Below are 26081 nucleotides of genomic sequence, written 5' to 3'. Positions count from 1 at the left end.
AAAAAATTAAAATTTATAATTCATGGAAACACAAGTAACATCATTAGAGAACCTGTCAATTGAAGGCGAGAAAGGGACATTTTTTACTCCTCATGTGAATTTTAATGCTGAAACCGGTGTATGCGTTCTTGAAGGAGAATCATATCTGGAGGATACCTGGGAGTTTTATGAAAAACTTCTTAACTGGTTAAAATCATATGCTAAGACTGAAAAACCAATTGTTTTTGAATTAAAATTAACTTATTTCAATACAAGTTCTTCAAAAGGTATCCTGGATTTATTGAAGTTCTTGAAGAGTGTTGAGGAGGAAGGAAAAGACGTTACCGTGAACTGGTATCACCCTGAAGATGATGAAGATAACATCGAGGAAGCAGAAGATTTCAGAGAGGATACTGGACTTGATATTCAGCTTATTGCTTACTAATTAAGACAAAATTATTCTCAAACCCATTCTAATTGATTTGGAATGGGTTTTTTTGTGCCTGGAAAAATATTACAAACCAAAGTATTCTAATAGTCTTTTCTTCCCGTTTATCCGGACAGCCTGGTCAGGATACTTTTTATTGAAATGTTCCACAATTTGGTTTTCATAAGTCTTAAAGAATTCAGGATCGAAGTTGGCTTCCTTTAAATTAGCTAAAACTTCCCCAATCGTTTTTCCTGCCCTTAGCCATTTATCCCAAACCTCATGGCGATGTCTAATTCCAAAAAGATTTATACCTACCACTTTTGAATCGGCTTTATTAAAGACAAAGTGGATACATTTGTTGCCATCAGCATGTTCCCAATAAAAAGATTCCTGGTCTTTGGGAATTTCAGCTTTTACTGTGCCATAAGTTTGGTATTCTATGTCAAAAAATTTGGCAGAGTTGAACCAGGGACCAGGAGTGTAAGGAATTCTTTTTCCTGTTAAGGTTTGAGCAAGAGTTTCACCATGCATTCTTCCCGTGTACCAAACCTGCTCTATTGGTCTTCTCTCGGGGAGAGGCTCTTTAAACTGGGCACAATCCCCTATGGCGTAAACATTATCTGTATTGGTTTCAAAATAATGATTAACTAAAATTCCACGGTCAGTTTCAATTCCAGAATCTTTAAGAAAAGATATATTGGGGGAAACTCCGGCTGTTAACCCCACAAATTGACAGGCTATTTCCTCACCGGTGTTTGTTATTACTGCTCTTACTTTTCCATTTTCATCAGGTAGTATTTCTTTCAGTTCAGTTTTAAGCTTAAGGTCAATATGGTTTCTTAAAATCTCCCTGTTCACCAAATTGGATTCCCCCTTTGGAAGTATATTATTCCAAAAGCTTTCTTCACGAACCAAAAATGTTACAGGAATTTTTCGTGAATGGAACATTTCGGCCATTTCAATCCCTATTAGTCCCCCTCCAACCACCACAGCTCTTTTTAACCCGTCCGAATATTTTTCCATTCCTTCAAGATCCTGAAAGCTGTACATGCCCTGAACACCCTTTAAATCCTGCCCTGGCCAACCGAACTTATTGGGTTTGGAACCACAGGCCAGAACCAATTTATCATAAGTCAGCTGACCTCCATCTGAAAATTGCAATTGATTGTTTTGAGTATCCACTTTTTCAACATACTTTTTGAGCAGATTGATCCGGTTTTTCTCCCAAAACCAATCTTCATAAGGCTTGGTATGCTCATATTTCATATGCCCCATATAAATGTACATCAGGGCCGTACGCGAAAAAAAATGGTCGGTTTCTGCAGAAATTACGGTAAGCTTATGATCACTGTTTTTTCTGATATGTCTGGCAGCAGTAATCCCTGATATTCCATTTCCAATAATTACAATATGCATATTTGAAGCGTGGGAAAGTTTATGGTGGAGGTAATTAAAATATGAAAATTAAACATTTGCTCCTCCATAAACTTAAGAATGCCAGAAAAAATTCAATTTATTTTTGCTGACTTTTGTAGTCACTATAAATAGCTACGAATTGTTGCAAGTAGTTTTTCAAACCATCCCAGTCATTTTTTTGGATAAATTCTTTTTTGAAAAGCTGGCCACCCATACCCAGGCCGCTTGAACCGGCTTCAAGGAATTCGATGAAGTTATCCAGGTTTACTCCACCGGTAGGCAATAGTTTTATTTGGTCTAAAGGAGCTTTAACTTCTTTGATATAAGTTAAACCAAGCTTGGTTGCCGGAAAAACCTTTACCATGGATGCTCCAAAGGTCCAGGCCTGATAAATTTCGGTAGGGGTAAATGCTCCAGGAAAAACGGGAATTTTTCTCTCTACACAATCCTGAATTAAGTCTTCGTCTACCACTGGGGAAACGATAAACTGGGCTCCGGCTTTTAAAGCAGATTCTAGTTCCTTGGTATTACAAACTGTGCCTGCCCCCACATTTAAAACACCACCGTAATTTTTGGATGCATGCCTGATCAGTTCAACCGCTCCAGGAGTATTCATGGTAATTTCAATATTGAAAAAACCTGCCTCTTGGTAGACTGGTAAAATATTATTTATTTCGTCCCTTGTGTAATTTCTGAGAATTCCGATAATGGGTAGTTTTTCGAATAACTCCCATGAAAATTCATGTTCTTTCATGCTTTAGCAATGATTTTTTGGTAAATTGTATATTGTCCTCTACAGGCTGCCAAATCCATTTCTTGTGCTGATAAAAATACGGATGAGTCTGTTAAACCTAACTTTTCTGCCCCAAATTTATAGAGCGCCTTCATTTTACCATTACAGCAAAAAATAACTTTTTGCGATGTTGTGGATTTAATCGCCTTTAGTTCTGAGCCAATTAAAATTCCGCTAAGGTAAAAATAATTTTCGGTAAGATTTTTCCTTTTAAATAATTGGTTGGTTCTTACTGAAAATAAACTTTGTAATATCGGTTTCTCCAATGATTGAGACAACCCGTCAATAAAGTGATTTTTATAACTTTCTATAGGTTGATTATCAGTAGGGGAGATAGAGTTCTTTAAAATACTATTTTGAGTAAGGAGCGCAAAAACTTCCCCGGTCATGAAAGTCTGAAAATCAACTACCTTTCCGTTATTTACATAAATATGCTTGGAGTGAGTTCCGGGCATTATGAAAACCAAATTTTCTAACTCACTTTTTAAGGTTGTGGCTATGCCAACTAATTCAGTTTCTTCACCACGCATTACATCATTGGTATTACATACTCCGGAAATGATCAGTAAATCGTGAGGAAAATCAGTATCTGCCTGAATGAAATGATTTTCCAAAGACTTACCAGAAATATCGAAGGGTAAGGTGGAATATGGCAACTCTTTCATTCCGATGGAGGAAGAAATCATTCCGGAGGCAATAATGGGAATATGATCAATATTTTGCCCCGTTGATTCAGAAAGGTTGCCTAATGCTGTTTTCAAATATTCTTTAAAGTATATTGTCCTGTTTGTTGCGGAATTATCCCCTTCATTTATTTGAGAAGATATTTTGTGAATACCATTATCACTTTTAAATTCTCCCTCTACAGCATTGGCCTCATTATTCCATAACCTCAATCGGAAATTGGAGGTGCCCCAATCGCAACTTAAAATGAATTTATTCATATTTATCCCAAAAGATATAGGCTTATTTTTTAGCTTTACAAATCATTTTTTTCAAATCTAGTCACAAATTAAGAAATAGATTTTATGCCTTCTCAAAAACTTTTCCTTTTGGATGCCATGGCGCTTATTTACCGTGCGCATTTTGCTTTTAGTAAAAACCCAAGAATTAACTCTGCAGGAATGAATACTGGGGCGGTTTTGGGTTTTACCAATACGCTTTGGGAAATTATCAGGAAGGAAAAACCAACCCATTTAGGTGTTGCCTTTGATTTGCCAGGTCCTACTTTCAGGCATGTGGAGTTTCCGGAATACAAGGCGCAAAGGGAAGCTCAGCCCGAAGATATTACTGTAGCTATTCCCTATGTAAAAAAACTGGTACAAGCTTTTCAAATCCCCATACTTGAAAAAGAAGGTTTTGAAGCAGATGATGTGATTGGCACCATTGCCAAAAAGTGTGGTTCTGAGGAAATGGAGGTTTTTATGATGACTCCTGATAAAGATTACGGGCAATTGGTTACTGAGCATGTTTATTTGTATAAACCGGCTTTTATGGGGAATGGTGTAGATGTAATGGGCATACCTGAAGTATTGGCGAAATGGAACATCAAGCGAATTGATCAGGTAATTGATATGTTGGGCTTACAAGGAGATGCGGTGGATAATATCCCTGGAATTCCAGGAATCGGGCCAAAAACAGCACAAAAATTATTAGCCGAATATGATACGGTAGAAGGCATTATTGCCAATGCAGATAAATTGAAAGGTAAACAAAAGGAAAGGGTAATTGAAAATGCCGAGCAGGCTATTCTTTCCAAACGACTGGCTACCATAAATACCGAAGTGCCGGTAGAATGTAATATTGAAGAATTGGCATATTCGGGCTTTAACCAAGAAGCAGTAAAAGCTTTATTTGATGAGTTGGAGTTCAAAACCCTTTCCAGGAGAATTTTTGGTGAGGAAACTAAAACAAAAAAAGCGACCAAAAAGGTAGCAACCGGGGCAGGAACTCAAACTGCTTTATTCGGTGATACGCCTGCTACTTCTGCAGATAAAGAGGAAGCTCCAGCCATTCCCGCTGAAAAGCTGACAATTGACACTACTGAACATGATTACAGATTAGTAGATACTGAAAAATTACAACAAGAACTGGTTCATTTTTTAAGCATTCAAAAAGAGTTTTGTTTTGATACAGAAACCACTTCAGTTGATCCATATGAAGCGGAACTTGTAGGTATTTCCTTTTCATATGTCCCCTCTGAAGCTTATTATATTCCTGTCCCTGCAGATAAAACGGAGGCCCAAAAGATTGTAGATATTTTCAAACCGGTTTTTGAAAATGAGAAGATTACCAAAATTGGGCAAAATGTGAAGTATGACAGAATTGTGCTGGATAGTTATGGCGTTAATCTGAAAGGGAAAATATTTGATACCATGCTTGCGCATTACCTGATTGAGCCTGACATGCGGCATAATATGGATGTGTTGGCAGAGTCTTATTTGAATTATACACCTGTTTCTATTGAAACCCTTATTGGTAAAAAAGGCAAAAAACAAGGGAATATGCGGGATGCCAACCCACTTGAAGTTTGCCAATATGCCGGGGAAGATGCTGATATTACTTTGCAACTCAAGCATTATTTCGATCCTATCCTGGATGAGAAAAAGGTCAGGAAGTTATTTGAAGAAGTGGAGAATCCTTTGGTGAATGTATTGGCAAGGATTGAAGAAAATGGTGTAAAAATAGACAAAGCGGCCTTAAATGCATTTTCCCAAGAAATTCAGGCCGATGTGATTACGCTGGAAAAGGGAATATTTGAACAAGCCGGTCAGGAATTTAATGTGGCTTCACCAAAACAATTGGGAGAAATTCTATTCGATAAACTCAAATTGATAGAAAAGCCCAAGAAAACAAAATCTGGTCAATATGCTACTGGTGAAGAAATTCTGGTGACTTTGGCGAATGACCATAAAATTGTACAGGATATATTGGATTACAGGCAGTTGCAAAAATTAAAATCCACTTATGTAGATGCGCTGCCGGAAATGATTAGTGCCAAAGATGGATTGATTCATACCTCTTATAATCAGGCAGTGGCAGCTACTGGTAGGTTAAGTTCTACCAATCCTAATTTGCAAAATATCCCGATTAGAACGGATAGAGGCAGGGAAATAAGAAAAGCATTTGTACCGAGAGGAGATGATTTTACCCTTTTAGCTGCGGATTATTCCCAGATAGAATTAAGGATAATGGCCGCTTTTAGCAAAGATGAAGTGATGATACAGGCTTTTAGAGAAGGGAAAGATATTCATGCCATCACAGCGAGTAAACTGAATAAGGTAGCCCTTGAAGAAGTTGATAGTGAAATGAGGAGGAAGGCGAAAACAGCCAACTTCGGGATTATTTATGGCATTTCAGCCTTTGGATTATCTCAGCGGTTAAATATTCCCAGAAAAGAAGCCTCTGCCATTATCGATGCCTATTTTGAAGAGTTTTCTGCGATCAAAAAATACATGGATGAAGTAATTAATTTCGCCCGGGAAAATGAATATGTAGAAACTATTCTGGGGAGAAGAAGATATTTGAGAGATATCAATTCAAGGAATTTCACCCAAAGAGGATTTGCTGAAAGAAACGCGATTAATGCACCAATACAGGGTAGTGCTGCAGATATGATTAAACTGGCCATGATCAATATTCACGATTGGATGGAAAAAGAGAACCTGAAATCCAAAATGATTATGCAGGTACACGATGAATTGGTGTTCGATGCGCATAATAGTGAATTGGAATTATTGAAAACGAAAATTCCGGAATTGATGACAAAAGCGCTGGAAATTGAGGTGCCTTTGGTGGTAGAAGTAGGAACTGGGAATAACTGGCTCGAAGCACATTGAATTTTCTAAAAAGAACCAGGTAAAAAATAAAAACCTGTCTGGATTGCCAGACAGGTTTTTATGTAAACAAGATAATTTTCTAAGATAATTTTAGCGAATGCTAATTGTTATGAATTTTCTAAAGTGGTTTTTAATTTTAGTAGTGTTAGTACGGATAGCTAACGCAAATATTTAGGAAATGATATTTTGCCGCAAAAATTTTTTAGACAAGTAAATAAGGAAGATTAAAAATCACTAACCTCCCAGTAAATCCTTGTGCCTCCAAGCTGGGTAATGATATCCAGATGCTTGTTATAGTCGGAAAGGGAGTAGTTTTGAAGAAGCTTCCACATGTTTTGGGAGAGTTCCACAACTTCCTTTTTTTGCTCGATATAACTTTTTGAACTACTTGCTGTTGCATTGGTTTGCCCGGTCATATATTTCGCCTTCAATTGTTCATTTACTTTTGCAGAGAAAATTATTTTATCCTTATTGCTCAGGTTTTCCCAGTTTTCAACAATCGTATTTTTTATAATCGTACCATAACTCACCACTTTTTTCATGTCTAAAGGTAAAGAAGAAAAATCCTGAATAAGCCTGTCTTTAAATAATTCAATTTCTTGTTTAGAAACTGGTTCAGGAATTACCTGGAGGTTATTTAAGAATAAAAGATACTCAATAAAATGGTTGAGGTTAGTATGGGTGAGCAGCAGATTATATTGTTTGTCAAAGGCCAGAACCAGATTTTGGTCATTCACAATTTTACCCACGGTGGAAAGGTAATCCATGTCATTTTGTTCAAAATGCAGGTGGGCTTGCGCTGCATAGGAATTTTTTAATGAAGCAATTTGAAGTGGATCTTTTAAGTAATATGCACTTCGCATTTTTACATGAAAACTATGTGTTTCCTTTAAGATATTACGAGGATTAATGGCAAATTCCCGCTCACTATCATGAATAAGTTTGTTTTTATTTTCATTTGAAATCGCATTTCCAGTCACAAATTCTATGAAATTTACATAGGCCTGCACTTCATTTTCTGAAAGGGTATATCTTCCAGATTGTTTGTAGTGGTTATGGAGAGAGGTGGAATTGGAATTTTTTGAAATATTCGCAGTTGTTTTTCTGGTATTCAATTTTCTCTCAAATTGAATAGGGCTGCCATTATTATCCAGTAATTGTAGCTTTTCTTCGTTGAGTTCTTCAATATAATAATTGAGATTCACTCCTTTTCCAGGATCTTCCAATATCAGGAAACCATTATCTATTGAAAATTTCGAGAGAACTTTTTGCCCATCTGCCAGAAGAAATTCATAGGTGTTGTTTTCCGAAAGTGTAAGCTGAAGTTGCTTTTCTGCATTTTCCCAAATTCCTCTCAATTGATTTTCGGAATCCTGGGCAGAGGATGGAGTTATGAAGTTGAAAAATAGGATAGTGGCTAAAAGTAATTTTTGAATCATATTAAAGCAGGATAAGCTGGTTTTTTAGTATATAATAATCATGATTGAGAGATAATTGAAAGTGATTATCCAGGTTTTTTTGAACTCCGATTTTAAATAATTATTTCAAAAATAACACTCAATTCCACAGCTCCAAATATCTGGCCTGTATAGCATTTTAAGGAAGAAAAATTAATTGGAGACTAATGAGAAGTTCCAAGAAAATTTATTTTTGAAAAATCAGGGGCAGGGGATTAACACAGGAAGGAAATTAAACAGCATTTTTTCCATTTATTCATCAAGCCATTTTTTAAATGCCGGATTCTTTTCCCTACTGACTGTAACATTCTGAGGGGATTCAGGCTTAAGAAAAACAATTAATTTTCCATTAAAATAATTTTGGATTTCTTTAATTGCGGTAATTCTGGCCAGGAATTGTCTGTTGAGTCTAAAAAATTTATCAGGGTTGAGTTGCTGTTCCAGTTCATCCAAAGTGTAGTCCATTACAAATCTTTTGTTTTTAGAAGTTACTAAAAGTACCGATTTATCCTCAGCAGTGAAATAAGCAATTTCTTCTTCAGGAACGGAAATTAATTTATCTCCAATTTTGACTAAAAACCTGGATTTGAATTGTTTAGAAGGTTGTTTTAAAGAATTTATAAGTGCAGAAATATCAATAGCAGGTTTTGGCTCTTCAGTATAAGCCTGTTTTATCTCCTTTAATTTTTTTATGCTTTTTAGAAGCTCATATTTATTGATGGGTTTCAACAAATAATCAATACTATTGACTTTAAATGCCTGAAGCATGTAATCATCATATGCGGTGGTAAAAATAACAGGCTGTGTAATTTTCACCTGTTCAAAAATCTCAAAGCTTAGGCCATCAGCCAATTGAATATCCATGAAAACAAGTTCGGGATGCTGGTGAATATTCAACCATTTTACTGCGTCTTCCACACTATCAATAATATCCAGTACCTCAAATTCAGGATCAATTTCCGATATTAATTTTTTAAGCCTTCTTGCTGCTGGAGCCTCATCTTCTATTAATAATACCTTCATTTGATGACGTAAATAGACTAAATAATTATTGCTAAACCTTGATGTAACTTACTGAAAATGAAATGATCATGTGATAAAACATGGCTTCTTTTTACCTGGTTAGTTTTATTAAGGGCAAAGCTACAATAAAGTTACTTGTAGTTACCACCACATCCACAGCCTGATTACTCAGGTATTTGTACCTTTTAATGATGTTTTCCAGTCCGGTTTTGGTTGAATGATTCACCACAGACTTTTGTTGTAAATTATTTTTTACTACGATACTTTTCCCATTTTCTATGGTGATAAAAATATTCAGGGGCTTAGCTGTAGACATAATATTGTGTTTTACCGCATTTTCAACAAGCATTTGCAAAGTAAGCGGTGCAATAAAATCCTTTTGGTGCTCGGATGGAATATCACATTCTATTTGAAAATTATCCTTAAATCTCATTTTTAATAAAAAAACGTAAGACTTAATAAACTGAAGTTCAGTCTCCAGCGTCACCAGTTCCTTGTCCTTATTTTGTAAAATATACCGGTATACTTCCGAAAGCTTTTCTGTAAAACTAGTGGCCTGCCGGGTGTCCTCATTTATAAGAGTGACCAGGGTATTCAGGCTGTTGAATAAAAAATGCGGACTCAACTGGTTTTTTAAGGCGGCAACTTCAGTTTTGAGTTGTTGTGTTTTTAATTTTTCAGCAATTAAAACGGAGTTTTTCCAATTTCTGAAAAAATAGGAGCTTTCATAAATCACCCCAATAAATGCAGTAATTGAAAGGTTAAAGAAGGCATGCTCTCCCAATTTTTCGAAAAGCTTAATGGGTTCCCCAAGGATTACCGCAATAATGGCACACAACAAAATATCAGAGATAAAAATGAATACTATGCAGGAAATAATAGTCATCATTATTCTCCTGGAAGTTTGCTCAAAGTGGGGATATTTTCGCCTGAACCAAAAAATTATGGCCCAGGTGCCTTCCCAAAAAATCGCAGTGAAGACAATGGCTTTTGGCACTGTTTTCCAATAGCCCATATTCCCCATATGCTCACTACGGAAAAGGGGTAAAAGTAAACTGACTACTACTATTCCGATATGCCGGAGTACTATTTCTTTTGTTAATAGATTGATGTATTTATTCATCATGATCAGTAGTCTAAATCTAATTACAGTTCCAATTTAACTAATTAATTATTTCCTGAAAATTAGGGATAGTTGAAAATGATAATTCCGGAATTGAATAGTAGAAATAAATAGCTGTACTGTCGGAAAGTGGGGAAAAGCTAAAAAACAGAAAGATTTTCATTCTGCCTTATAGCAAAAACGTTTCATTACTTTTTTCATACTATTCAACCATTTTCTTTTCTCATCGTAAGTTTGAACCGGGTAGGTTTGCCAAAACCATAATCACTGCAACATCTGTAAAAATACTGGAAAACAATCAATCATTTTTTTTCAAACCTGTTACATCTCATTTCTAAAATTCTAAACAGATGAAATTTAAATTAAAAGCCCAATTAATTATAGTTGTATTATTTCTGATTTCATTTTTGGCGGATGCCCAAAGCGTACAAACCATAAGAGGGAAGGTAATTGATAAGGATGCCAAATCTCCAATTATTGGAGCTACGGTGGTTATTTTAGGCTCAGATCCCTTAATAGGAGGTTCTACTGATCCTAATGGCTATTTCACTCTTAAAAATGTGCCAATTGGGCGGGTTGGTTTAAAAGTTACTGCCATTGGTTTTGAGGAAATTTCAGCCCTCAATATTTTGGTGGTTTCCGGCAAGGAAACTCAGATTAATTTTGAACTGATAGAAAGCGTAACCAGCCTGGAAGAAGTAACAGTAATGGCTGGGGGAGATATTCCCGAAGTAAATAATGACCTTGCGGTAGTTAGTGCAAGAACTTTTGATATGGAACAAACCTCCCGATTCGCAGGAAGCAGAAATGATCCGGCAAGAATGGCAACCAACTTTGCCGGAGTAAGTGGGGCAAATGATGCCAGAAACGATATTATCGTGAGAGGAAATTCCCCGAATGGTGTGCTTTGGAGATTAGAGGGAATAGATATCCCAAGTCCAAATCACTTTTCATCTTTTGGCAGCACGGGCGGACCAGTAAGTATGCTCAATTACAATACGCTGGCAAAATCCGATTTTATGACTTCCGCTTTCCCTTCGGAATATGGCAATGCCCTTGCTGGTGTTTTTGATTTGAGATTGAAAAATGGGAATAATGCAAAAAGAGAATTTTTAGGTCAGGTAGGATTCAACGGATTTGAATTTGGCGCTGAAGGTCCGTTTTCCAAAAACTCCAATGCTTCTTATGTGGCTAATTATCGATATTCTACACTTGGAGTTTTCAAAGCTATAGGGATAAATTTCGGAACCGGAACAGCAGTTCCGGAATATCAGGATTTGAATTTTAAACTGAATCTCCCCACTGAAAAATCCGGAACGTTTACGGTATTTGGACTTTGGGGAAAAAGTAATATTGAATTGTTGGGAAGTGAAGTAAATCTGGATGAGGAAAGTGAAAATGATCTTTACGGAGATGAAAATATAGATATTTACAATAAAACCAACACAGGCGTTTTGGGGATTTCACATACTTATTTCTTTAGTCCCAATACCTCCTATAAACTCTCTGTAGCGGCAAGCCACCAAAAGGAGGAAGTACTCATCGATTCCATTAGCATAGTGGACCGGGATTTTATTACCAGAAATAATAGCATAAACCTGAGACAAAATACCTACAGTGCTCACCTCATGTTTAACCATAAATTTAATGCTAAGAATAATCTGGTAGCTGGGGTAATTACTGATGTATACGATATCAGTTTTGCCGACAGTACCTTAACCGAAAATGGCTGGTTTACCATTAAAAAGGGTAGTGGTTATAGCACATTGTTGCGCGCTTATTCTACCTGGCAACACAAATTTACCCAGGATCTGGTTTTAAATGCAGGGCTTCATTATCAGTATTTTACGTTGAGCAGTAGTAACGCTATTGAGCCAAGGTTAGGGCTAAAATATGACATCAATTCAAGGCAAACCATTAGTTTTGGTTATGGGTTTCACCATCAGATTCAGCCATTACCTACCTACTACACGCAAACCGAATTGCCTGATGGAAGTACAGCCAGCCTGAATGAAAATATGGATTTTACCCAGAGCCATCATCTTGTACTGGGATATGATTTCAGGATTTTTCCGGATTTCAGGCTGAAAGCAGAGGGTTATTATCAAAAGCTGGATAATGCACCTGTAGAAAGGTTTCCAAGCTCTTTTTCCATGTTGAATGCAGGTGCAGAGTTTGGCACCCCTGACAATGATAATCTGGTAAATGGGGGAGAAGGCTGGAATTATGGCCTGGAATTAACGCTGGAAAAAGTTTTTAGTAAAAACTATTATTTCCTGGCCACTACTTCACTATTTAATTCAGAATATACAGGAAGTGATAATGTGAGAAGAAATACTGCTTTTAATGGAAACTATGTATTTAATTTATTGGGGGGAAAAGAATGGAGAATTGGAAACAAAAATAATGTGTTGGCCATTGACCTGAAAATGACCTCTGCAGGAGGGAGATATTATACTCCGATCGATTTAGAAAAGTCAATTGCTGAAGGGGAAGAAATTTTAAATAATGAGGATGCCTTTTCTCAGCAATACGATGATTATTTTAGAACAGATGTGAAGATTGCCTTCAGAATGAATAAGAAAAAATCTACACAAGAATTTGCTTTGGATATTCAGAATGTCACCAACAGGGAAAATATTTACAGGCAAAGTTTCAATCCAAGAACAAATGCCATTACCAAACAATATCAATTAGGCATATTCCCCGTACCTCAATATAGGATTTTGTTTTAGCATAAATCTAAGTAAAAAAGCCACCATTTCAATTGCTGAACTGGTGGCTTTTACTTAATATAAATTTTTTGCCTTTAATAATACAGGAACAATGCTAAATAGATCAGTTAAGGATATTAATTTAGCATTGAAGTTTGATTATTCTACAACTGAATTAATAAACTTTTACGAGGTTAAATTTGACCTTACCAAATCTTCACTCTTACACTATCAGGACGCCACATCCCATCATTTTCCGTCACATTAAAAGCGGTATAAAAATCTTCCATATTCGATAAAGGTCCATTTGCCCTGTACATTCCCGGAGAATGTGGGTCTGTAGTAACCTGTGTTCTTAAAGTTTCATCCCTGAATTTTATTCTCCAGATGGTTCCCCAGGAAATAAAGAATCTTTGCTCAGGAGTGAAACCATCCATTGGTTCAGGTTTACCATTTTTCTCATAAAAGAGTTTTAAACCATCGTAAGCTGCCTGTACGCCACCCAAATCGCCAATATTTTCGCCAAGGGTGAGCCTGCCATTCACTCTTACCCCTTTAATAGGCTCAAAGGCATCGAACTGATTAACTAATTTCGTTGTCCTTTTCTGAAAGTTTTTCGAATCTTCTTCCTGCCACCAGTTTTCCATATTTCCCACCGCATCGAATCTGCTTCCCTGGTCATCAAATCCGTGGGAAATTTCATGGCCAATCACTGCTCCAATTCCACCATAATTCACAGCTTCATCAGCTTTGTAATTATAAAATGGAGGTTGGAGAATAGCAGCGGGAAATACAATTTCATTATTAAGTGGATTGTAATATGCGTTTACCGTTTGCGGACTCATACCCCATTCTTCTCTATCCACAGGCTTACCATATTTTTCCAAATCTTTCTGGAAATCGAATTTGGCCGCATTCATCACATTTTGGATATAAGATCCTTTTTCCGGTCCAACCCCAACTTCCAGTGCGGAATAATCCTTCCATTTATCAGGATAGCCAATTTTTACCCGCATGGTATTTACTTTTTTCAGGGCATTTTCTTTAGTCGCATCAGACATCCAGTCCAGATTTTTGATTCTGATTTTGTAGGCTTCCTTTATGTTTTCCACCATTTCCTGCGCTTTGGCTTTAGCTTCAGGGGGGAAAACCTCATCCACATATAATTTCCCTATGGCTTCTCCCATAAACCCGCTGGTGGTTTGTAATACCCTTTTCCATCTGGGTTTCATTTGTTCCAAGCCACCTAATTCTTTAGAGTAAAAATCGAAGTTTGCTGTTTGATAGTCATCATTTAAGTAAGGGGAAGCCCCTTTTAGCAGATGCCAGCTTAAGTAAGACTGCCATGTAGATACTGGCACTGTATTAACTACTTTGTCAAATTCCTGAAGAAAATCTGGTTGCATCACAATGATGGTATCAGGAACGGTAGATAGTCCCATATCCAAAAAATATTTTGACCAATCAATAGACGGAGTGAGTTGGCTTACCCCTTCAATTGACATTTTATTATAAAGCGCTGGAATATTTCTTCTTTCCTCAATGGTCATGGAAGCGTTGGCAAGTCTGGTTTCAAGCTCCAGAATTTTTTGAGCTTCGGTCTGGGCTTTGGATGCATCCATGCCTTTCATTTGGAAAACCCTGGAAATATGATCCACATATTTCTCTCTGATTTCTACGGACCTGTCATCGGTTTTGGTATAATAATCTACTTCCGGAAGACCCAGACCATCCTGTCCCAGATAAGCGGCATTTACACTGCTTTCCTTAAGGTCAGGAAAAATGGCAAATCCAAAAAATGAACCTCCCCCATAAGTTTGATCTTCAGCCAGGTAAGCCTGTAAGTCCTGTACATTTTTAATGGCCTCAATTTTATCAAACATCGGGTTTAGAGGTGTAACCCCGGTCAGGTCAGAAAGAGCAGAATCCATGCCACTGGCAAAGAAATCAGCTGCTTTTAACTGGTCACTTCCTGCTGGGTATTTCCCGCTTTTTACTGCATTTTCCAATACATTCAAAACCACTTCATTATTGTCTTCTCGCAATTCATTGAAACTGCCCCATCTTCCCTGGTCTCCTGGAATTTTTGTGTTTTTTATCCAGTTTCCATTTACAAACATGAAAAAATCGTTAGCGGGATTTACGGTAGAATCCATGTTTTCCAGATTCAGTCCTGAAACCTGTGTTTCTTTTTCAGTTCCCTGCTTGGTACTACAACTGGCAAAAAGGCCAATGACCAAAGCCGGAATTATCGCAAATTTTAATTTTGTATTATTCATTGTGTTTACATTTAGAATCATCAGATCTTTACTTCTGATCAATTCATGATTTGATGTTAATAGTTTTTTGTGATAAAAATATACATTTTGATAAATCGAATAAAGATAGATTTGTTGGAAAGGAAAATATAAATTGCCAGCGGTTAAATTTAATCCTTTTTTTACGAAAGGCGTTTACTGATTTATATCTTTAATCTTTAAAATACAGTACTTTAAATAGTACTAATTTATGTTAGTCGTGCGTTTAGGGGGCAAGATTTTTTTAGTATCTTAATAACAATTAGGACCAGTCCTTACTATTTTTTTAACTTATGTGTGGAATTACAGGTATTTATGCCTTCAATGAGATTGGACGATTTTTTTCTATAAATACCCACCAATCGAACGAAATCCAGAAACATCGCGGACCAGATGCCGGCAAGCTATTTAGCGATTATTACGTAGGGCTGGGGCATAGAAGGCTTTCTATTATCGATCTGTCGGCACATGGCCATCAGCCAATGTCCGATCATTCCGGAAGATATACCATAGTTTTCAATGGAGAAATTTACAATTTTCGCGAACTGAGGCAAGAGCTTGAGGGCAAGGGTGTACGGTTCGATTCTCATTCAGACACTGAAGTATTACTCTATTTATATATACATGAAAAAGAAAAATGTCTGGAAAAACTCAATGGCTTTTTTGCGTTTGCAGTTTATGATAAGGCAGAGAATGAGCTTTTTCTGGCAAGGGACAGGTATGGCATAAAGCCATTTTTCTACTACCTGGATGATGATAAATTAATTTTTGCCTCTGAAATGAGGGGTTTGATGGCCTACAATCTGGAGCTGGAAGTGGATTATACCAGTATCTTCCAATACTTACAGTTTAACTATATCCCTGCTCCCAAAACCATTTATAAAAACACGCACAAACTCCTGCCCGGGCATTATATCAGGATTAAAAAGAAGGAAGTCTCTATCCGGAAATATTACGAAATTCCCTATCAGGAAGAAGGAAAACTGGCTTATCTGGGTTACGAAGAATCTAAAAAACGCTTACTGGAATTATTGGAACAATCAGTGCATGACCGAATGATTTCCGATGTGCCGCTTGGTGCTTTCCTAAGTGGGGGAATTGATTCTTCTACCGTAGTGGCGCTGGCTTCCAAATTTACCGATAAACTTAATACATTCTCTGTGGGTTATCGGGACGAACCCCTGTTTGATGAAACCAGGTATGCCAACCTGGTGGCAGAAAAGTACAAAACCAACCATACAGTTTTCAAGCTTACCACTGATGATTTTTTCGATCATATCTTCAATTTGCTTGATTTTTATGGAGAACCATTTGCCGATTCCTCAGCCATTCCATTTTATATTTTAAGTAAAAAAACCAGGCAGAAAGTTACAGTTTCACTTTCAGGTGATGGAGCGGATGAAATATTTGCAGGCTATAACAAATATAAGGGAGAATTTAAGGCCAGGGAAAATGGATTTGCCGCCCAAATGCTCAAAACAGCTTTGCCAGTATTGAATGCTTTGCCTAAAACAAGAAATTCTTATTTGGGCAATAAATTCAGGCAAATGCACCGCTTTGCCGAAAGCATGACACATTCCCCGGAGGAGCGATACTGGTACTTAAGCAGTTGGCAAAAAGAAAGTGCTGCCAGAGGAGTTTTGTTGCCAGAAGTAATGGAAAAAATTGATCAAAATGGGTATCTGGATAGGAAAAGTGAAATTTTAAGCTCCATAAAAGGGAAGGATTTTAATGAGGTATTATTTGCCGATGCCAAATTATTACTCACCAATGACATGCTCCATAAGGTGGATTCCATGTCCATGGCGCATAGTTTGGAGGTCAGAGTGCCATTTTTGGATCATCGAGTAGTAGATTTTGCCTTTTCTTTGCCCGCTTCATATAAAATAAATGGGGGGATGAAAAAGCGAATCCTTCAGGATGCCGTAAGAGAACTTTTACCCCAAGAATTGTACAACAGACCGAAAAAAGGATTTGATGTTCCACTAGCCAAAGGATATAAAAAAGAACTTAGAAACTGGATAGAAAATGAGTGTCTGGAAGAAGATTTTATCAGGGAGCAAAAACTTTTTAAGCCGGAATACATTCAAAACTTAAAGAAAACCATTTTCAAAACTAATAATTTCGACCAGAACCAGGTTTGGGGAATTCTGGCCCTGCAACACTGGTGGAGGAAATTTAGGAGTTGAGGGGTGTTTATGTATTCTCGTCCATAGCACCACCGCTGGCTAAAGTTTGCAACTTTAGCCTAAAAATAAAGTCTAGTTTGTAACTAGTGGGGAATGGATGTGGCAAACTCCCAAATTGTTATGAAAGCCTAAGTAGTCGCTTTGTTTATACTTAAGCTAGGTGAAGAGGGGGTGCTGAAACAAGCTCTATCTCAACTTCTCATTATTTTTATGCCTGTCGGAATCTCTTTTGGTTTTTTTATTCAAATTCTTTTTCAATGCGTCTGTTAAATCAATTCCTGTTTGGTTGGCAAGGCAGATCAATACAAAAAGCACATCAGCCATTTCATCTCCCAGGTCCACTTTTTTATCCGATTCTTTAAAAGATTGCTCCCCATATTTTCGGGACATAATTCGGGCTACTTCCCCCACTTCTTCCATCAAAATAGCCGTATTGGTCAATTCATTGAAGTACCGGATTCCAGTTGTATTTATCCATTCATCCACTACTTTTTGCGCTTCTTCTATTGTCATTGTTTTTGTATTTTATAAATCATTAAGATTAGCTTAAATCTACACTCAAATATAGTTTGTTTTTAAAAAGAAGGAAGGGAATCTATCATGGGTTGAAGGCTTAATCATTTAGGCAATTCAAAAGCTTGTCATCCAGGGCTTTAAATTATCAGAGGTTAGAAAATGATTAGAAATAATTATTTAGCAGTGTTATTCTCAGTTTTGTGCAACTTATCGAAAGCTATCTTTTTGGTATGCGAAACCATGTTTTCATCAAAAAACTTCACTTCCAACATTCCCCTTTTGTAAAAATTAGTCACTCTTCCTCTAGTTGTTTTAAAGTTATTTTTAAATTCAACGATTTCCCCAATTTCAAAACCATAGCTTGATTTACCCATTAATTCTGCAGGTATTTTATACTGTTCAATATCTATTTCACTTGTGGTATTTGCATTTGTTTTTTTATTTTCCTTATCGCTATTCAGGGGCAAAACCAATTCTTCTTTATCAACTGGCTCGTCCATAAATTGTATGATGTCTGCTGAAAGTGTCAATGTAGTTTTGGAAAACAGAATGTAAAATGCATTTTTCCAGTCTACAGAAATGTTAGCTAAGGCCTCTCCCTGCTTTAAATTGATGCCCTTATACAATCCTATTTTCGCCTCATAAACCAGGGCTTCTTTATTCAGTCCCCCTATGCCTAAAACTTTTGTAGTTTGCGCACTGCTGGTGGTTACTCCGGTTACTTTAAAATTGTTGTTGCTTAATACTGCATTTCCAGTCATCATGCCATTGTGAAAAGCGCATGAAGAACAGAAAGCTAAAAGAAATGAAAATTGAATTATTTTATTCATAGCTATTTTATTGAATTGTAAATATTCGCAATAATAATCTATGAATTGATATTTATTCAAAATAATAAATAAAAAAACAGGCTGTAAAGCCTGTTTTTTAGAGCATTTTTAAATTTTTAATCTTCCACACTTCGCAATAAATTGCCATCCAGGTCGAAAGTAAGTTCTAATTCCTCTTCTCCTTTTTTGATTTCCAATTCGTAGAACGTACCATAGTCAGATTCAATAACCTCCAGTTCATCAATAGTGAAATCTTTAAACTTCTCTTCTACAGTGGTCTTGATGTATTCAGGTACTTCTCTGGTTTCCAATTCAATTTTAGAGTAAATGAGATTCCCTTCATCATTAAACAAATATTCTTTTTCACCGGGGCCATCGCCAACCTCCACTGCGTAATAATTTTTAATCTTAATTTCAGGAGCTTCAGTTCCAATAGTGGTACTGATTTTTTGCTTAATTTCCTCAGGAATTACGACTTCTGCTTTTTCAGTTTTTGGAGCACATGAAAAAGTACAAATGAGGAAAAAAATAAATGCCGAAGCAATGATTTTTGGATTCATAATTTTTGGGTTTGGTTTTTAGTATTTCGGGTTTAAAAAATTACCTTATTCTGAAAATAAGGGTTATTTCAAAATTAGGCAGGTAGTTAAATATGAGTAATAATTTATCTTAAATTAAAGATAATATTTCCCAAATAAAAAATTACGCTGCTGTTATAAAGCTTTTTGGTAGATACTTATAAAATCTTCTTTGGTGGCTGGATTTGGATTACAGGGCAAACAGAAATCTTCAGAAGCCAGCTGTGCCAGCGGAGCAATATGGTCACTTTTCACCCCAATTTCACTTATTTTCTGAGGCAAATTCAGTTTTTGAGTTAAATGCATAATATGTGCAGATACAGAAGTTTCTGGGTCTGCAATTTTTAAGGCTTCAGCCAGTCTTTTCATTTTAGCCTCATTTCCAGGCGTATTGAACTCCAGCCCATGTCCGAACATCAGGCTGATAGCCGTTCCATGGTGAGCATCAACAATCGTGGAAAGTGGATGTGCCAGAGAGTGAATAATTCCCAGGCCTTTTTGAAAAGCAACAGCTCCCATAAGTGAGGCAATGAGCATTTTGCTTCTGGATTCAGTATCAGGACTGAAAGTGGCTTTTTCTATACTCTCTGCAATTAAGCTAATGGCTTCCAATGCAATGCCATCGGCCATAGGGTGGAAACCTTTTGCCAGGAAGGCTTCTACATTGTGGGAAAGTGCATCCATTCCCGTTGCTGCTGTAAAAAATGGAGGTAAATCCATGGTAAGCAATGGATCTGCAAAAACCTGACTGGCAAGCAACTGAGGAGCAAATAATACCCTTTTTTTATGGCTTTCATCTTCAGAAATGACTGTACTTCTGCCTACTTCGCTGCCTGTGCCCGCATTGGTTGGAATAGTCACAAAATAAGGAACTTCATTGGTAACCAGTTTCCAGCCATCCAATAAATCATCATAATCGAATAAATCCCTGGTGTGATTTACCCTAAGTGCAATGGCTCTGGCCACATCCAGAGGAGCTCCTCCTCCTAATCCTATGATGGCATCGCATTTATTTTCATGGTAAACATCCCCACCATTTAAAACATCAGTTTTGACGGGATTTTTTTGCATTTCGGAAAATACGACTCCCTGAATGCCACTTTTATCCAGGTCAACTATAATGGATTTGAAAAAAGGTAATTCTTTTACAGTACCATCAGTAACTACCAGTGGTTTTCGGATTTTTTTATTTTTTAAATGCGCTGGAAGTTCATCAATTACCCCGGCTCCAAAGCGGATATTTGTGGGGAAACTGTAAGAGTATCTTTGGGAAAAGTCCATAATATAAAAAGTAGTGGGTGTTTTATTTTAAATAATTATCGTTGTAACTGATTGTTGAAAAATTACTTCACCATTTCTCCCCAAAAATGCGCTTATTATTCAACCTTATTTGGTGATAAGCACCACTGCAAAAGCTGCAACTCCCTCTTTTTTCCCTACAAAACCAAGCTTTTCTGTAGTAGTAGCTTTTATGGAAATATCCTCCTCATCCAAATCCATCACACCGGCCAGGCATTTCTTCATGTCCGGAATATGGGGATTCACTTTTGGCGCTTGCAAACAAATGGTAGAATCCACATTACTGATTGCATAGCCGGCTTCTTTCACCATTCTCACTACATCTTTGAGCAAAATTTTACTGTCAATTCCTTTAAATTTCTGATCCGTATCTGCATAGTGAAAACCTATATCACGCATATTTGCCGCACCCAGAAGGGCATCACAAATGGTGTGGATGAGTACATCCGCATCGGAATGCCCAATTGCCCCGTGGGTATGGGGTATTTTTATGCCACCAAGCCAAAAATCTGCCCCTTCTTCCAGTTTATGTACATCATAACCCTGTCCAACTCTAATTTTCATAATATCTAAATTCGATAAGGAGGAAGTATAAATTTATTCTTGTTTATACAAAACCCTGTTTGATCAAAAATGATTAAATTTTTATTTACTAATTTTATAGGTCTTGATTGACTTAATGAATAAGGAAAAAAAGGCCTATTGGAGAAATAGGTAGGTTTCCCAAAATTTACAATTTAGTCCTCAAACCTAAAATTTTGCATAAACATAATGCTGTTTAGTCATTTGCGCTAATGAAATACCTAAAAAATTTAATCTATATTTTAGCCATACTTTTAATTTGTACTGGCTGTCCGTATAAGTCTCTGGTTCCCATCAGTGCTCATGGTGACCTGGTAAACCAGGACCTTCTGGGGAAATGGAAAAAAGCCGAGGAAGAAGAGGTTTATTATATCATTGAAAAATCTTCTGACAGGAAATATAAAATTGTAGAAAATGCCTACAATCCTGAGGAAGATGCCTTCGAAATTACCCTATATGAGGGCACTTTGAATAATTTGGATGGAGAAATCTTTTTGTGTGTTTTCAATTCTTCTGCCGAGGAGGATGAGGAATACTACCTGCATAAAATTGAAATTACCGATAAAGATAATTTTGTGCTCTTTCCGCTATCCAACTACATCAGAGAAGAATTTGAAACTAGTGAGGCATTGCAGGAATTCATTTTAAAAAACAAACACCTGAGCTTTTTCTTTGGTACTGAAGAAGGGTTTGTCCGTTCGGAAATGTAGATCAGACCAGTTTTTCTCAAATTCCTGGTATTTTTACTTAAAGTAGTAATTCAAAATTAACCGTGAATTATTTTGCCATAAAAGGCTGATAGAGAGATTACTATTTCTCGGAAATAATAGCACTGGTGCTTATATCGGTAGTTGGACCACATTAACATTCATTTGAGTTGTTGTAACGAAATTGATATTGAACTGAAATTACTCAATATCAAAAAAGTACTGGTACTTATAAACCACCGAATAATTTCCTTCGTTACAGATTTGAATATTTGGGTGGTTCATTTTTTGCCCAATTCCTTTTTGTTCTAACTTTGTGTGCAAATAGCTCAAATAAAACACTCAACTAGTTAGCAATTTTTTAAAAGCAACTGTATTAAAGCAGTTTTCAGGAAACTACAAAGCAGTGGCTGATTTTTTAATTTAATACCCGTAGGGATATAACTTATATTTGCAGGAATGAAAATCGGGATTTTTTTTGGAGGCCTTTCAAGAGAGAGGGAAGTATCATTTGCAGGAGGACGAACAGTTTATGACAATCTGAATAAAAGTCTTTTTGATGCTGTACCCATATTTGTAGATAGTCTTGGAAACTTTATTTTACTGAATTGGGAATATATTTATAAAGGAACTATCAGGGATTTTTACCCCCCGGCCAGCCAGTTGCCCGATTCTCCTCATGGTTTCCAGACTTATATCGAGTCGCTTGGGGAGTTATCTAAAAAGGAACTTGATGAAATTATTTCAAAAGTAGGCAGACAGGTTCAGCCTTCAGAATTTTCATCCTTATTCGATTTCGCTTTTTTAGCACTTCACGGACCTTATGGTGAAGATGGAAGTATTCAGGGGTTGTTGGAATGGTATAAAATACCGTATTCCGGTTCGGGAATTTTGCCATCGGCTATTGGTATAAATAAAATCACCCAGAGTGACCTTTCCCGAAGTCTGCAATTTACCAAACCAGGAGCCGAGCATATCGGTAAAGACAAATGGCTGGAAAAAGATCATGAAGAATTTTTTGCAGAATTGCAGGAAAGAATGGGCTTACCCCTGGTGGTAAAAGCTGCCCAGCAGGGTTCTTCCATTGGCGTTTCAATTATCACTGAAAATAATCCGGAGAAGTTTGTAAAAGCAGTGAACAGGGCTTTGTTTGTAGAGGAAATTGAGTACAAAAAATGGTCAGGATTTTCCGACAAACAAAAAATAAAATTTTTACAGGAACTCATTGATATCAGACAGGGCATAGGTATGCCGGTATTTTTTTCCACCAAGTCTGATATTTTAAATATAGAATTGATTTATCATCCGGAGGAATTGTTGAAAAAACTGGATGATTATTTTTATCACCATACAGACACAGTAGTGCTGCAATCCAGAGACAGTGAGGAAGCGGTGCTGTTTGAAACTTTCATCGGTGGCCAGGAATTTTCCTGTATCATCATTCAGAATGAAGAAGGAGAGCCTATTCCCCTTCCACCTACGGAAATTATTAAATATGAGGAGGTATTCGACTATCGGTCAAAATACCTGCCCGGAATGTCACGGAAGCTTACTCCGGTGAATACTTCATCTGAAAATATTCGAAAAATTCAGGATGAATGCCGGAAGTTATTTAAAATGCTTCACTTTAATGTTTATGCCAGAATTGATGGGTTTCTCACAAATGAAGGCAAGGTTTTTTTAAATGATCCGAATACTACTTCGGGCATGTTGCCTTCGTCATTCTTTTTCCATCAGGCGGCTGAAATTGGTTTAAACCCTTCACAATTTCTCACTTATATCATCAGAACATCACTGGCAGAAAGGGTGAAGTCCGGGAAAAATGGGCATGAAATTAAAGCACAATTAAGGACGCTGGATGCGGAAATTCTGGCGCTTCACAAGGATAAAAAGGAGAAAATGAAGGCGGGGGTAATCATGGGAGGTTATTCTTCTGAAAGACATATATCCATAGAAAGTGGCCGGAACATTTATGAAAAACTTTCTTCTTCCGAAAAATATCAGCCAATTCCCATTTTCCTAACAGGATCAGCCGGAAACCACGAATTATACATTACACCAATCAACATCATGTTGAAGGATAATGCCGATGATATAAAGGATAAAATTGCGGCTGCATTTACTACGGAAAAGCCAGAAACTATTCTTGAAAATATTGAAGATGCGAAAGGCATTACCAATAAATATGTGGGAGAGGTATATTTTCAGCCGGAAAGAATTGATTACCACAAATTGAAAGAGCTGGTGGATGTGGTTTTTATTGCTTTGCATGGAAGGCCTGGAGAAGATGGGGAAGTGCAGGAAGAATTGGAAAAACTTAAAATTCCCCATAATGGTTCTAGTGCTGATAGCTCAAAAATCACCATTGATAAATACAAAACCAATGAGATTTTAAAGGAAAACGGAATCAGTGTAGCCAGACATAAATTATTTTACAAGGAAGAATTTCAGGCAAACCGGACTGAGTTTATTGATGCTGTGGAGCGTGAGTTCCCTTATCCATTTATTGCAAAACCAGCTGATGATGGATGTAGCTCAGCGGTAAAAAAGGTAAATAACAGAGCAGAACTGGAGGCATTTTCCGAATTAATTTTTAGAGAGAGTATTGATATAGCTCCAGCGCCTTCTAAAGTATTGGGCTTACACCGAAATGAAGAATTTCCCCGGAAGGCTTATATTTTGGTTGAAGAATTAATTACCAAAGCGGAGGCAGACCACTTTTTGGAAATTACGGGAGGTCTTCTCACCAATATTGAAAATGGCAAGGTGAGTTATGAAATATTCGAACCTTCCGAAGCCCTGGCAAGTGGAGATATTCTTTCGTTGGAGGAAAAATTTCTCGCTGGAGAGGGACAAAATATCACTCCGGCAAGATTTAGTAAAAATCCGGAAAGAAATAGTTTTATTTCTCAGGAAGTGAGGAAAACTTTGCAAAAAACAGCGGAAATTCTAAATGTAACGGGTTATGCCAGAATCGATGCCTTTGTAAGAATTTACCCGGATAAGGTAGAGACTATTGTTATTGAGGTAAATTCGTTGCCCGGAATGACTCCGGCTACCTGTATTTTTCATCAGGCTGCTATAAATCAGTACAAACCTTACGATTTTATAGATAATATTTTAACCTTTGGCATCGAATCGGTGAATTGATGCTACAGTAAATGATTTGATTTAGAATAATGGCATTTTGCCTGATTTTCAATAGTTATGATAGGTATTTTAGGTAAAAACACAAAATTGGGATTGTTGCTTAATATCCTGATTATCCTGATATTAACAGCAGGTATTGTGGGTGGTTTCTTTTATTGGTATTTGCCAAAAGCCACCAATAGCGGACAGTCAATTACGGTTCCTGATGTTACAGGAAATCCGGTAGAAAAGGCGATGGAAGATCTTTCCGGGAAGGATTTGGGCTACTTTATTGCCGATTCCACTTATTCCTCTGAGTTTCCTCCACTCACTGTTTTGGCGCAACATCCTGCCCCCAATGAAAAGGTGAAAATAAACCGGAAAATTTACCTCACAGTCAATAAAGTGAATGCTCCAAAAACCAAAATTCCTGATATAATTGACGGAACTGTGAAAAGTGCTGCACGAATTTTAAAAAGTGCCGATCTGGAATTAGGTAAAATTGAATACATCCCGGATAAATATGTAAACACTGTATTGAAAGTGGAAGTAAATGGAGAAATTCTCTCCAAGAAGGAATTACAGGAAGGTTATATGGTGGAACAGGGTACAAAAATTAAAATTTATGCTGGTAATGGGTTGGGAAGAGATGAATTGAGTATTCCTGAAGTAGTGGGAATGCCCCTGGACGAGGTGGAATTATTCCTTTTAGGAATTGGTCTGAAGGTAGGTCAGATTGAGTATATTGATACAGTTGGTGTAGAAATAGGGCAAATTATCAGGCAGAGCCCTGAGCCGGAGAGGGGAACCGTGATTAAAAAAGGAGCCTTAATGGACTTGTGGGTGTCTGGATATTACCCAGAAAATGTAATTGGAGAAGAAGCAGAGGAGGGTACCCTGGAGGAAGGAAAAGAAGATAAATAGTGAATTTTCCTTATGGACTGAATTATTTGTGTAGCAGCTATAACAGATTCATTTGGTAATTGCTGAAAATTAAAAACATTAGTTTTAGCGAAAGGGGTATTTCAACTGTCTAATATATTAAATCACTTCATTAGGATTTTTTAAATAAAGGGTTGGGAAGCAATAGCAACCTTTTAATTTGTTATCAAGAGAGTGGAGTTTCCGAAGTGGAGCTTCTGGAATGGAACTCAGGTACTTAGTAATTCAAAATTAACCG

19 protein-coding genes are annotated in these 26081 nt (G+C 37.0%); 7 read left to right on the top strand and 12 right to left on the bottom strand.

What is annotated here, in order from left to right; translation table 11 throughout:
* Nucleotides 1-22: 22 nt before the first annotated feature.
* Nucleotides 23-424, top strand: coding sequence for a DUF1987 domain-containing protein (locus A3EM_RS0103500; RefSeq protein WP_020526783.1), 402 nt, complete (start codon nucleotides 23-25; stop codon nucleotides 422-424).
* Between the two features lie 69 nt (nucleotides 425-493).
* Here A3EM_RS0103500 and A3EM_RS0103495 read toward each other — a convergent pair whose 3' ends face one another.
* From A3EM_RS0103495 to A3EM_RS0103485, 3 genes are all read right to left on the bottom strand, one after another.
* Nucleotides 494-1825: an NAD(P)/FAD-dependent oxidoreductase gene (locus A3EM_RS0103495; RefSeq protein WP_020526782.1), complete on the bottom strand. Its 1332-nt coding sequence runs from the start codon at nucleotides 1823-1825 to the stop codon at nucleotides 494-496.
* 97 nt (nucleotides 1826-1922) lie between these two features.
* Complete coding sequence (locus A3EM_RS0103490; RefSeq protein ID WP_020526781.1) at nucleotides 1923-2579, bottom strand: bifunctional 4-hydroxy-2-oxoglutarate aldolase/2-dehydro-3-deoxy-phosphogluconate aldolase; 657 nt, start codon at nucleotides 2577-2579, stop codon at nucleotides 1923-1925.
* The gene (locus A3EM_RS0103485) at nucleotides 2576-3562 is read right to left on the bottom strand and encodes a 2-dehydro-3-deoxygalactonokinase (protein WP_020526780.1); all 987 of its coding nucleotides are present in this window, start codon (nucleotides 3560-3562) and stop codon (nucleotides 2576-2578) included. Before A3EM_RS0103485 ends, A3EM_RS0103490 begins: the two co-directional genes overlap by 4 nt.
* An 84-nt stretch (nucleotides 3563-3646) precedes the next feature.
* Here A3EM_RS0103485 and polA point away from each other — a divergent pair, with 84 nt between their 5' ends.
* Nucleotides 3647-6457, top strand: a complete 2811-nt coding sequence (gene polA, locus A3EM_RS0103480; protein ID WP_020526779.1) for a DNA polymerase I — start codon at nucleotides 3647-3649, stop codon at nucleotides 6455-6457.
* 224 nt (nucleotides 6458-6681) lie between these two features.
* Here the strand turns inward: polA and A3EM_RS0103475 are convergent, their stop codons facing one another.
* The 3 genes from A3EM_RS0103475 to A3EM_RS0103465 all read right to left on the bottom strand — a co-directional run bounded on the left by A3EM_RS0103475 (nucleotide 6682) and on the right by A3EM_RS0103465 (nucleotide 10063).
* Nucleotides 6682-7896, bottom strand: coding sequence for a hypothetical protein (locus A3EM_RS0103475; RefSeq protein WP_020526778.1), 1215 nt, complete (start codon nucleotides 7894-7896; stop codon nucleotides 6682-6684).
* A gap of 270 nt (nucleotides 7897-8166) precedes the next feature.
* Nucleotides 8167-8937: a LytR/AlgR family response regulator transcription factor gene (locus A3EM_RS0103470; protein ID WP_020526777.1), complete on the bottom strand. Its 771-nt coding sequence runs from the start codon at nucleotides 8935-8937 to the stop codon at nucleotides 8167-8169.
* 91 nt (nucleotides 8938-9028) lie between these two features.
* Nucleotides 9029-10063, bottom strand: a complete 1035-nt coding sequence (locus A3EM_RS0103465; RefSeq protein ID WP_157637719.1) for a sensor histidine kinase — start codon at nucleotides 10061-10063, stop codon at nucleotides 9029-9031.
* Nucleotides 10064-10410: 347 nt separating this feature from the next.
* On the opposite strand from A3EM_RS0103465, the gene A3EM_RS0103460 reads away from it, so the two are divergent.
* Complete coding sequence (locus tag A3EM_RS0103460) at nucleotides 10411-12795, top strand: TonB-dependent receptor (RefSeq protein WP_020526775.1); 2385 nt, start codon at nucleotides 10411-10413, stop codon at nucleotides 12793-12795.
* Nucleotides 12796-12980: 185 nt separating this feature from the next.
* On the opposite strand, the gene A3EM_RS0103455 is transcribed toward A3EM_RS0103460, so the two are convergent.
* Nucleotides 12981-15053 carry a M13 family metallopeptidase gene (locus A3EM_RS0103455; protein WP_026210078.1) on the bottom strand — a complete coding sequence of 691 codons (2073 nt, stop codon included), beginning with the start codon at nucleotides 15051-15053 and terminating at the stop codon, nucleotides 12981-12983.
* A 311-nt stretch (nucleotides 15054-15364) separates the two neighbouring features.
* Here A3EM_RS0103455 and asnB point away from each other — a divergent pair, with 311 nt between their 5' ends.
* A complete protein-coding gene (asnB, locus tag A3EM_RS0103450) occupies nucleotides 15365-17260 on the top strand; it encodes an asparagine synthase (glutamine-hydrolyzing) (protein WP_020526773.1) in 1896 nt (631 codons plus the stop codon).
* Between the two features lie 186 nt (nucleotides 17261-17446).
* Here the strand turns inward: asnB and A3EM_RS0103445 are convergent, their stop codons facing one another.
* The 5 genes from A3EM_RS0103445 to ispF form a co-directional block, all read right to left on the bottom strand.
* Nucleotides 17447-17773, bottom strand: coding sequence for a nucleotide pyrophosphohydrolase (locus A3EM_RS0103445; RefSeq protein ID WP_020526772.1), 327 nt, complete (start codon nucleotides 17771-17773; stop codon nucleotides 17447-17449).
* Between the two features lie 176 nt (nucleotides 17774-17949).
* The gene (locus A3EM_RS41400) at nucleotides 17950-18606 is read right to left on the bottom strand and encodes a DUF6567 family protein (RefSeq protein WP_044237084.1); all 657 of its coding nucleotides are present in this window, start codon (nucleotides 18604-18606) and stop codon (nucleotides 17950-17952) included.
* A 116-nt stretch (nucleotides 18607-18722) separates the two neighbouring features.
* Nucleotides 18723-19166, bottom strand: coding sequence for a PepSY-like domain-containing protein (locus A3EM_RS0103435; protein ID WP_020526770.1), 444 nt, complete (start codon nucleotides 19164-19166; stop codon nucleotides 18723-18725).
* 153 nt (nucleotides 19167-19319) lie between these two features.
* Entirely contained in the window at nucleotides 19320-20465 is a 1146-nt protein-coding gene (locus A3EM_RS0103430; RefSeq protein ID WP_020526769.1) for an iron-containing alcohol dehydrogenase, read from the bottom strand.
* A 105-nt stretch (nucleotides 20466-20570) separates the two neighbouring features.
* Nucleotides 20571-21047, bottom strand: a complete 477-nt coding sequence (ispF, locus tag A3EM_RS0103425) for a 2-C-methyl-D-erythritol 2,4-cyclodiphosphate synthase (protein ID WP_020526768.1) — start codon at nucleotides 21045-21047, stop codon at nucleotides 20571-20573.
* Between the two features lie 230 nt (nucleotides 21048-21277).
* On the opposite strand from ispF, the gene A3EM_RS0103420 reads away from it, so the two are divergent.
* The 3 genes from A3EM_RS0103420 (at nucleotide 21278) to A3EM_RS41395 (ending at nucleotide 25825) form a co-directional block, all read left to right on the top strand.
* Complete coding sequence (locus tag A3EM_RS0103420; RefSeq protein WP_020526767.1) at nucleotides 21278-21775, top strand: hypothetical protein; 498 nt, start codon at nucleotides 21278-21280, stop codon at nucleotides 21773-21775.
* A 456-nt stretch (nucleotides 21776-22231) separates the two neighbouring features.
* Nucleotides 22232-24922, top strand: coding sequence for a D-alanine--D-alanine ligase family protein (locus A3EM_RS0103410; RefSeq protein ID WP_020526765.1), 2691 nt, complete (start codon nucleotides 22232-22234; stop codon nucleotides 24920-24922).
* A 57-nt stretch (nucleotides 24923-24979) separates the two neighbouring features.
* Nucleotides 24980-25825, top strand: coding sequence for a PASTA domain-containing protein (locus tag A3EM_RS41395; RefSeq protein WP_020526764.1), 846 nt, complete (start codon nucleotides 24980-24982; stop codon nucleotides 25823-25825).
* Nucleotides 25826-26081: the final 256 nt, after the last annotated feature.

The sequence above is a fragment of the Flexithrix dorotheae DSM 6795 genome, assembly GCF_000379765.1.
GTDB lineage: Bacteria > Bacteroidota > Bacteroidia > Cytophagales > Flammeovirgaceae > Flexithrix > Flexithrix dorotheae.
This window is presented reverse-complemented; position numbering and strand designations above follow the sequence as displayed.

Bases quoted from the DNA above. Each gene is read 5' to 3' on its own strand.
- A3EM_RS0103500 (WP_020526783.1), top strand. From the start codon at position 23: ATGGAAACACAAGTAACATCATTAGAGAACCTGTCAATTGAAGGCGAG.
- A3EM_RS0103495 (WP_020526782.1), bottom strand. From the start codon at position 1,825: ATGCATATTGTAATTATTGGAAATGGAATATCAGGGATTACTGCTGCC.
- A3EM_RS0103490 (WP_020526781.1), bottom strand. From the start codon at position 2,579: ATGAAAGAACATGAATTTTCATGGGAGTTATTCGAAAAACTACCCATT.
- A3EM_RS0103485 (WP_020526780.1), bottom strand. From the start codon at position 3,562: ATGAATAAATTCATTTTAAGTTGCGATTGGGGCACCTCCAATTTCCGA.
- polA (WP_020526779.1), top strand. From the start codon at position 3,647: ATGCCTTCTCAAAAACTTTTCCTTTTGGATGCCATGGCGCTTATTTAC.
- A3EM_RS0103475 (WP_020526778.1), bottom strand. From the start codon at position 7,896: ATGATTCAAAAATTACTTTTAGCCACTATCCTATTTTTCAACTTCATA.
- A3EM_RS0103470 (WP_020526777.1), bottom strand. From the start codon at position 8,937: ATGAAGGTATTATTAATAGAAGATGAGGCTCCAGCAGCAAGAAGGCTT.
- A3EM_RS0103465 (WP_157637719.1), bottom strand. From the start codon at position 10,063: ATGATGAATAAATACATCAATCTATTAACAAAAGAAATAGTACTCCGG.
- A3EM_RS0103460 (WP_020526775.1), top strand. From the start codon at position 10,411: ATGAAATTTAAATTAAAAGCCCAATTAATTATAGTTGTATTATTTCTG.
- A3EM_RS0103455 (WP_026210078.1), bottom strand. From the start codon at position 15,053: ATGAATAATACAAAATTAAAATTTGCGATAATTCCGGCTTTGGTCATT.
- asnB (WP_020526773.1), top strand. From the start codon at position 15,365: ATGTGTGGAATTACAGGTATTTATGCCTTCAATGAGATTGGACGATTT.
- A3EM_RS0103445 (WP_020526772.1), bottom strand. From the start codon at position 17,773: ATGACAATAGAAGAAGCGCAAAAAGTAGTGGATGAATGGATAAATACA.
- A3EM_RS41400 (WP_044237084.1), bottom strand. From the start codon at position 18,606: ATGAATAAAATAATTCAATTTTCATTTCTTTTAGCTTTCTGTTCTTCA.
- A3EM_RS0103435 (WP_020526770.1), bottom strand. From the start codon at position 19,166: ATGAATCCAAAAATCATTGCTTCGGCATTTATTTTTTTCCTCATTTGT.
- A3EM_RS0103430 (WP_020526769.1), bottom strand. From the start codon at position 20,465: ATGGACTTTTCCCAAAGATACTCTTACAGTTTCCCCACAAATATCCGC.
- ispF (WP_020526768.1), bottom strand. From the start codon at position 21,047: ATGAAAATTAGAGTTGGACAGGGTTATGATGTACATAAACTGGAAGAA.
- A3EM_RS0103420 (WP_020526767.1), top strand. From the start codon at position 21,278: ATGAAATACCTAAAAAATTTAATCTATATTTTAGCCATACTTTTAATT.
- A3EM_RS0103410 (WP_020526765.1), top strand. From the start codon at position 22,232: ATGAAAATCGGGATTTTTTTTGGAGGCCTTTCAAGAGAGAGGGAAGTA.
- A3EM_RS41395 (WP_020526764.1), top strand. From the start codon at position 24,980: ATGATAGGTATTTTAGGTAAAAACACAAAATTGGGATTGTTGCTTAAT.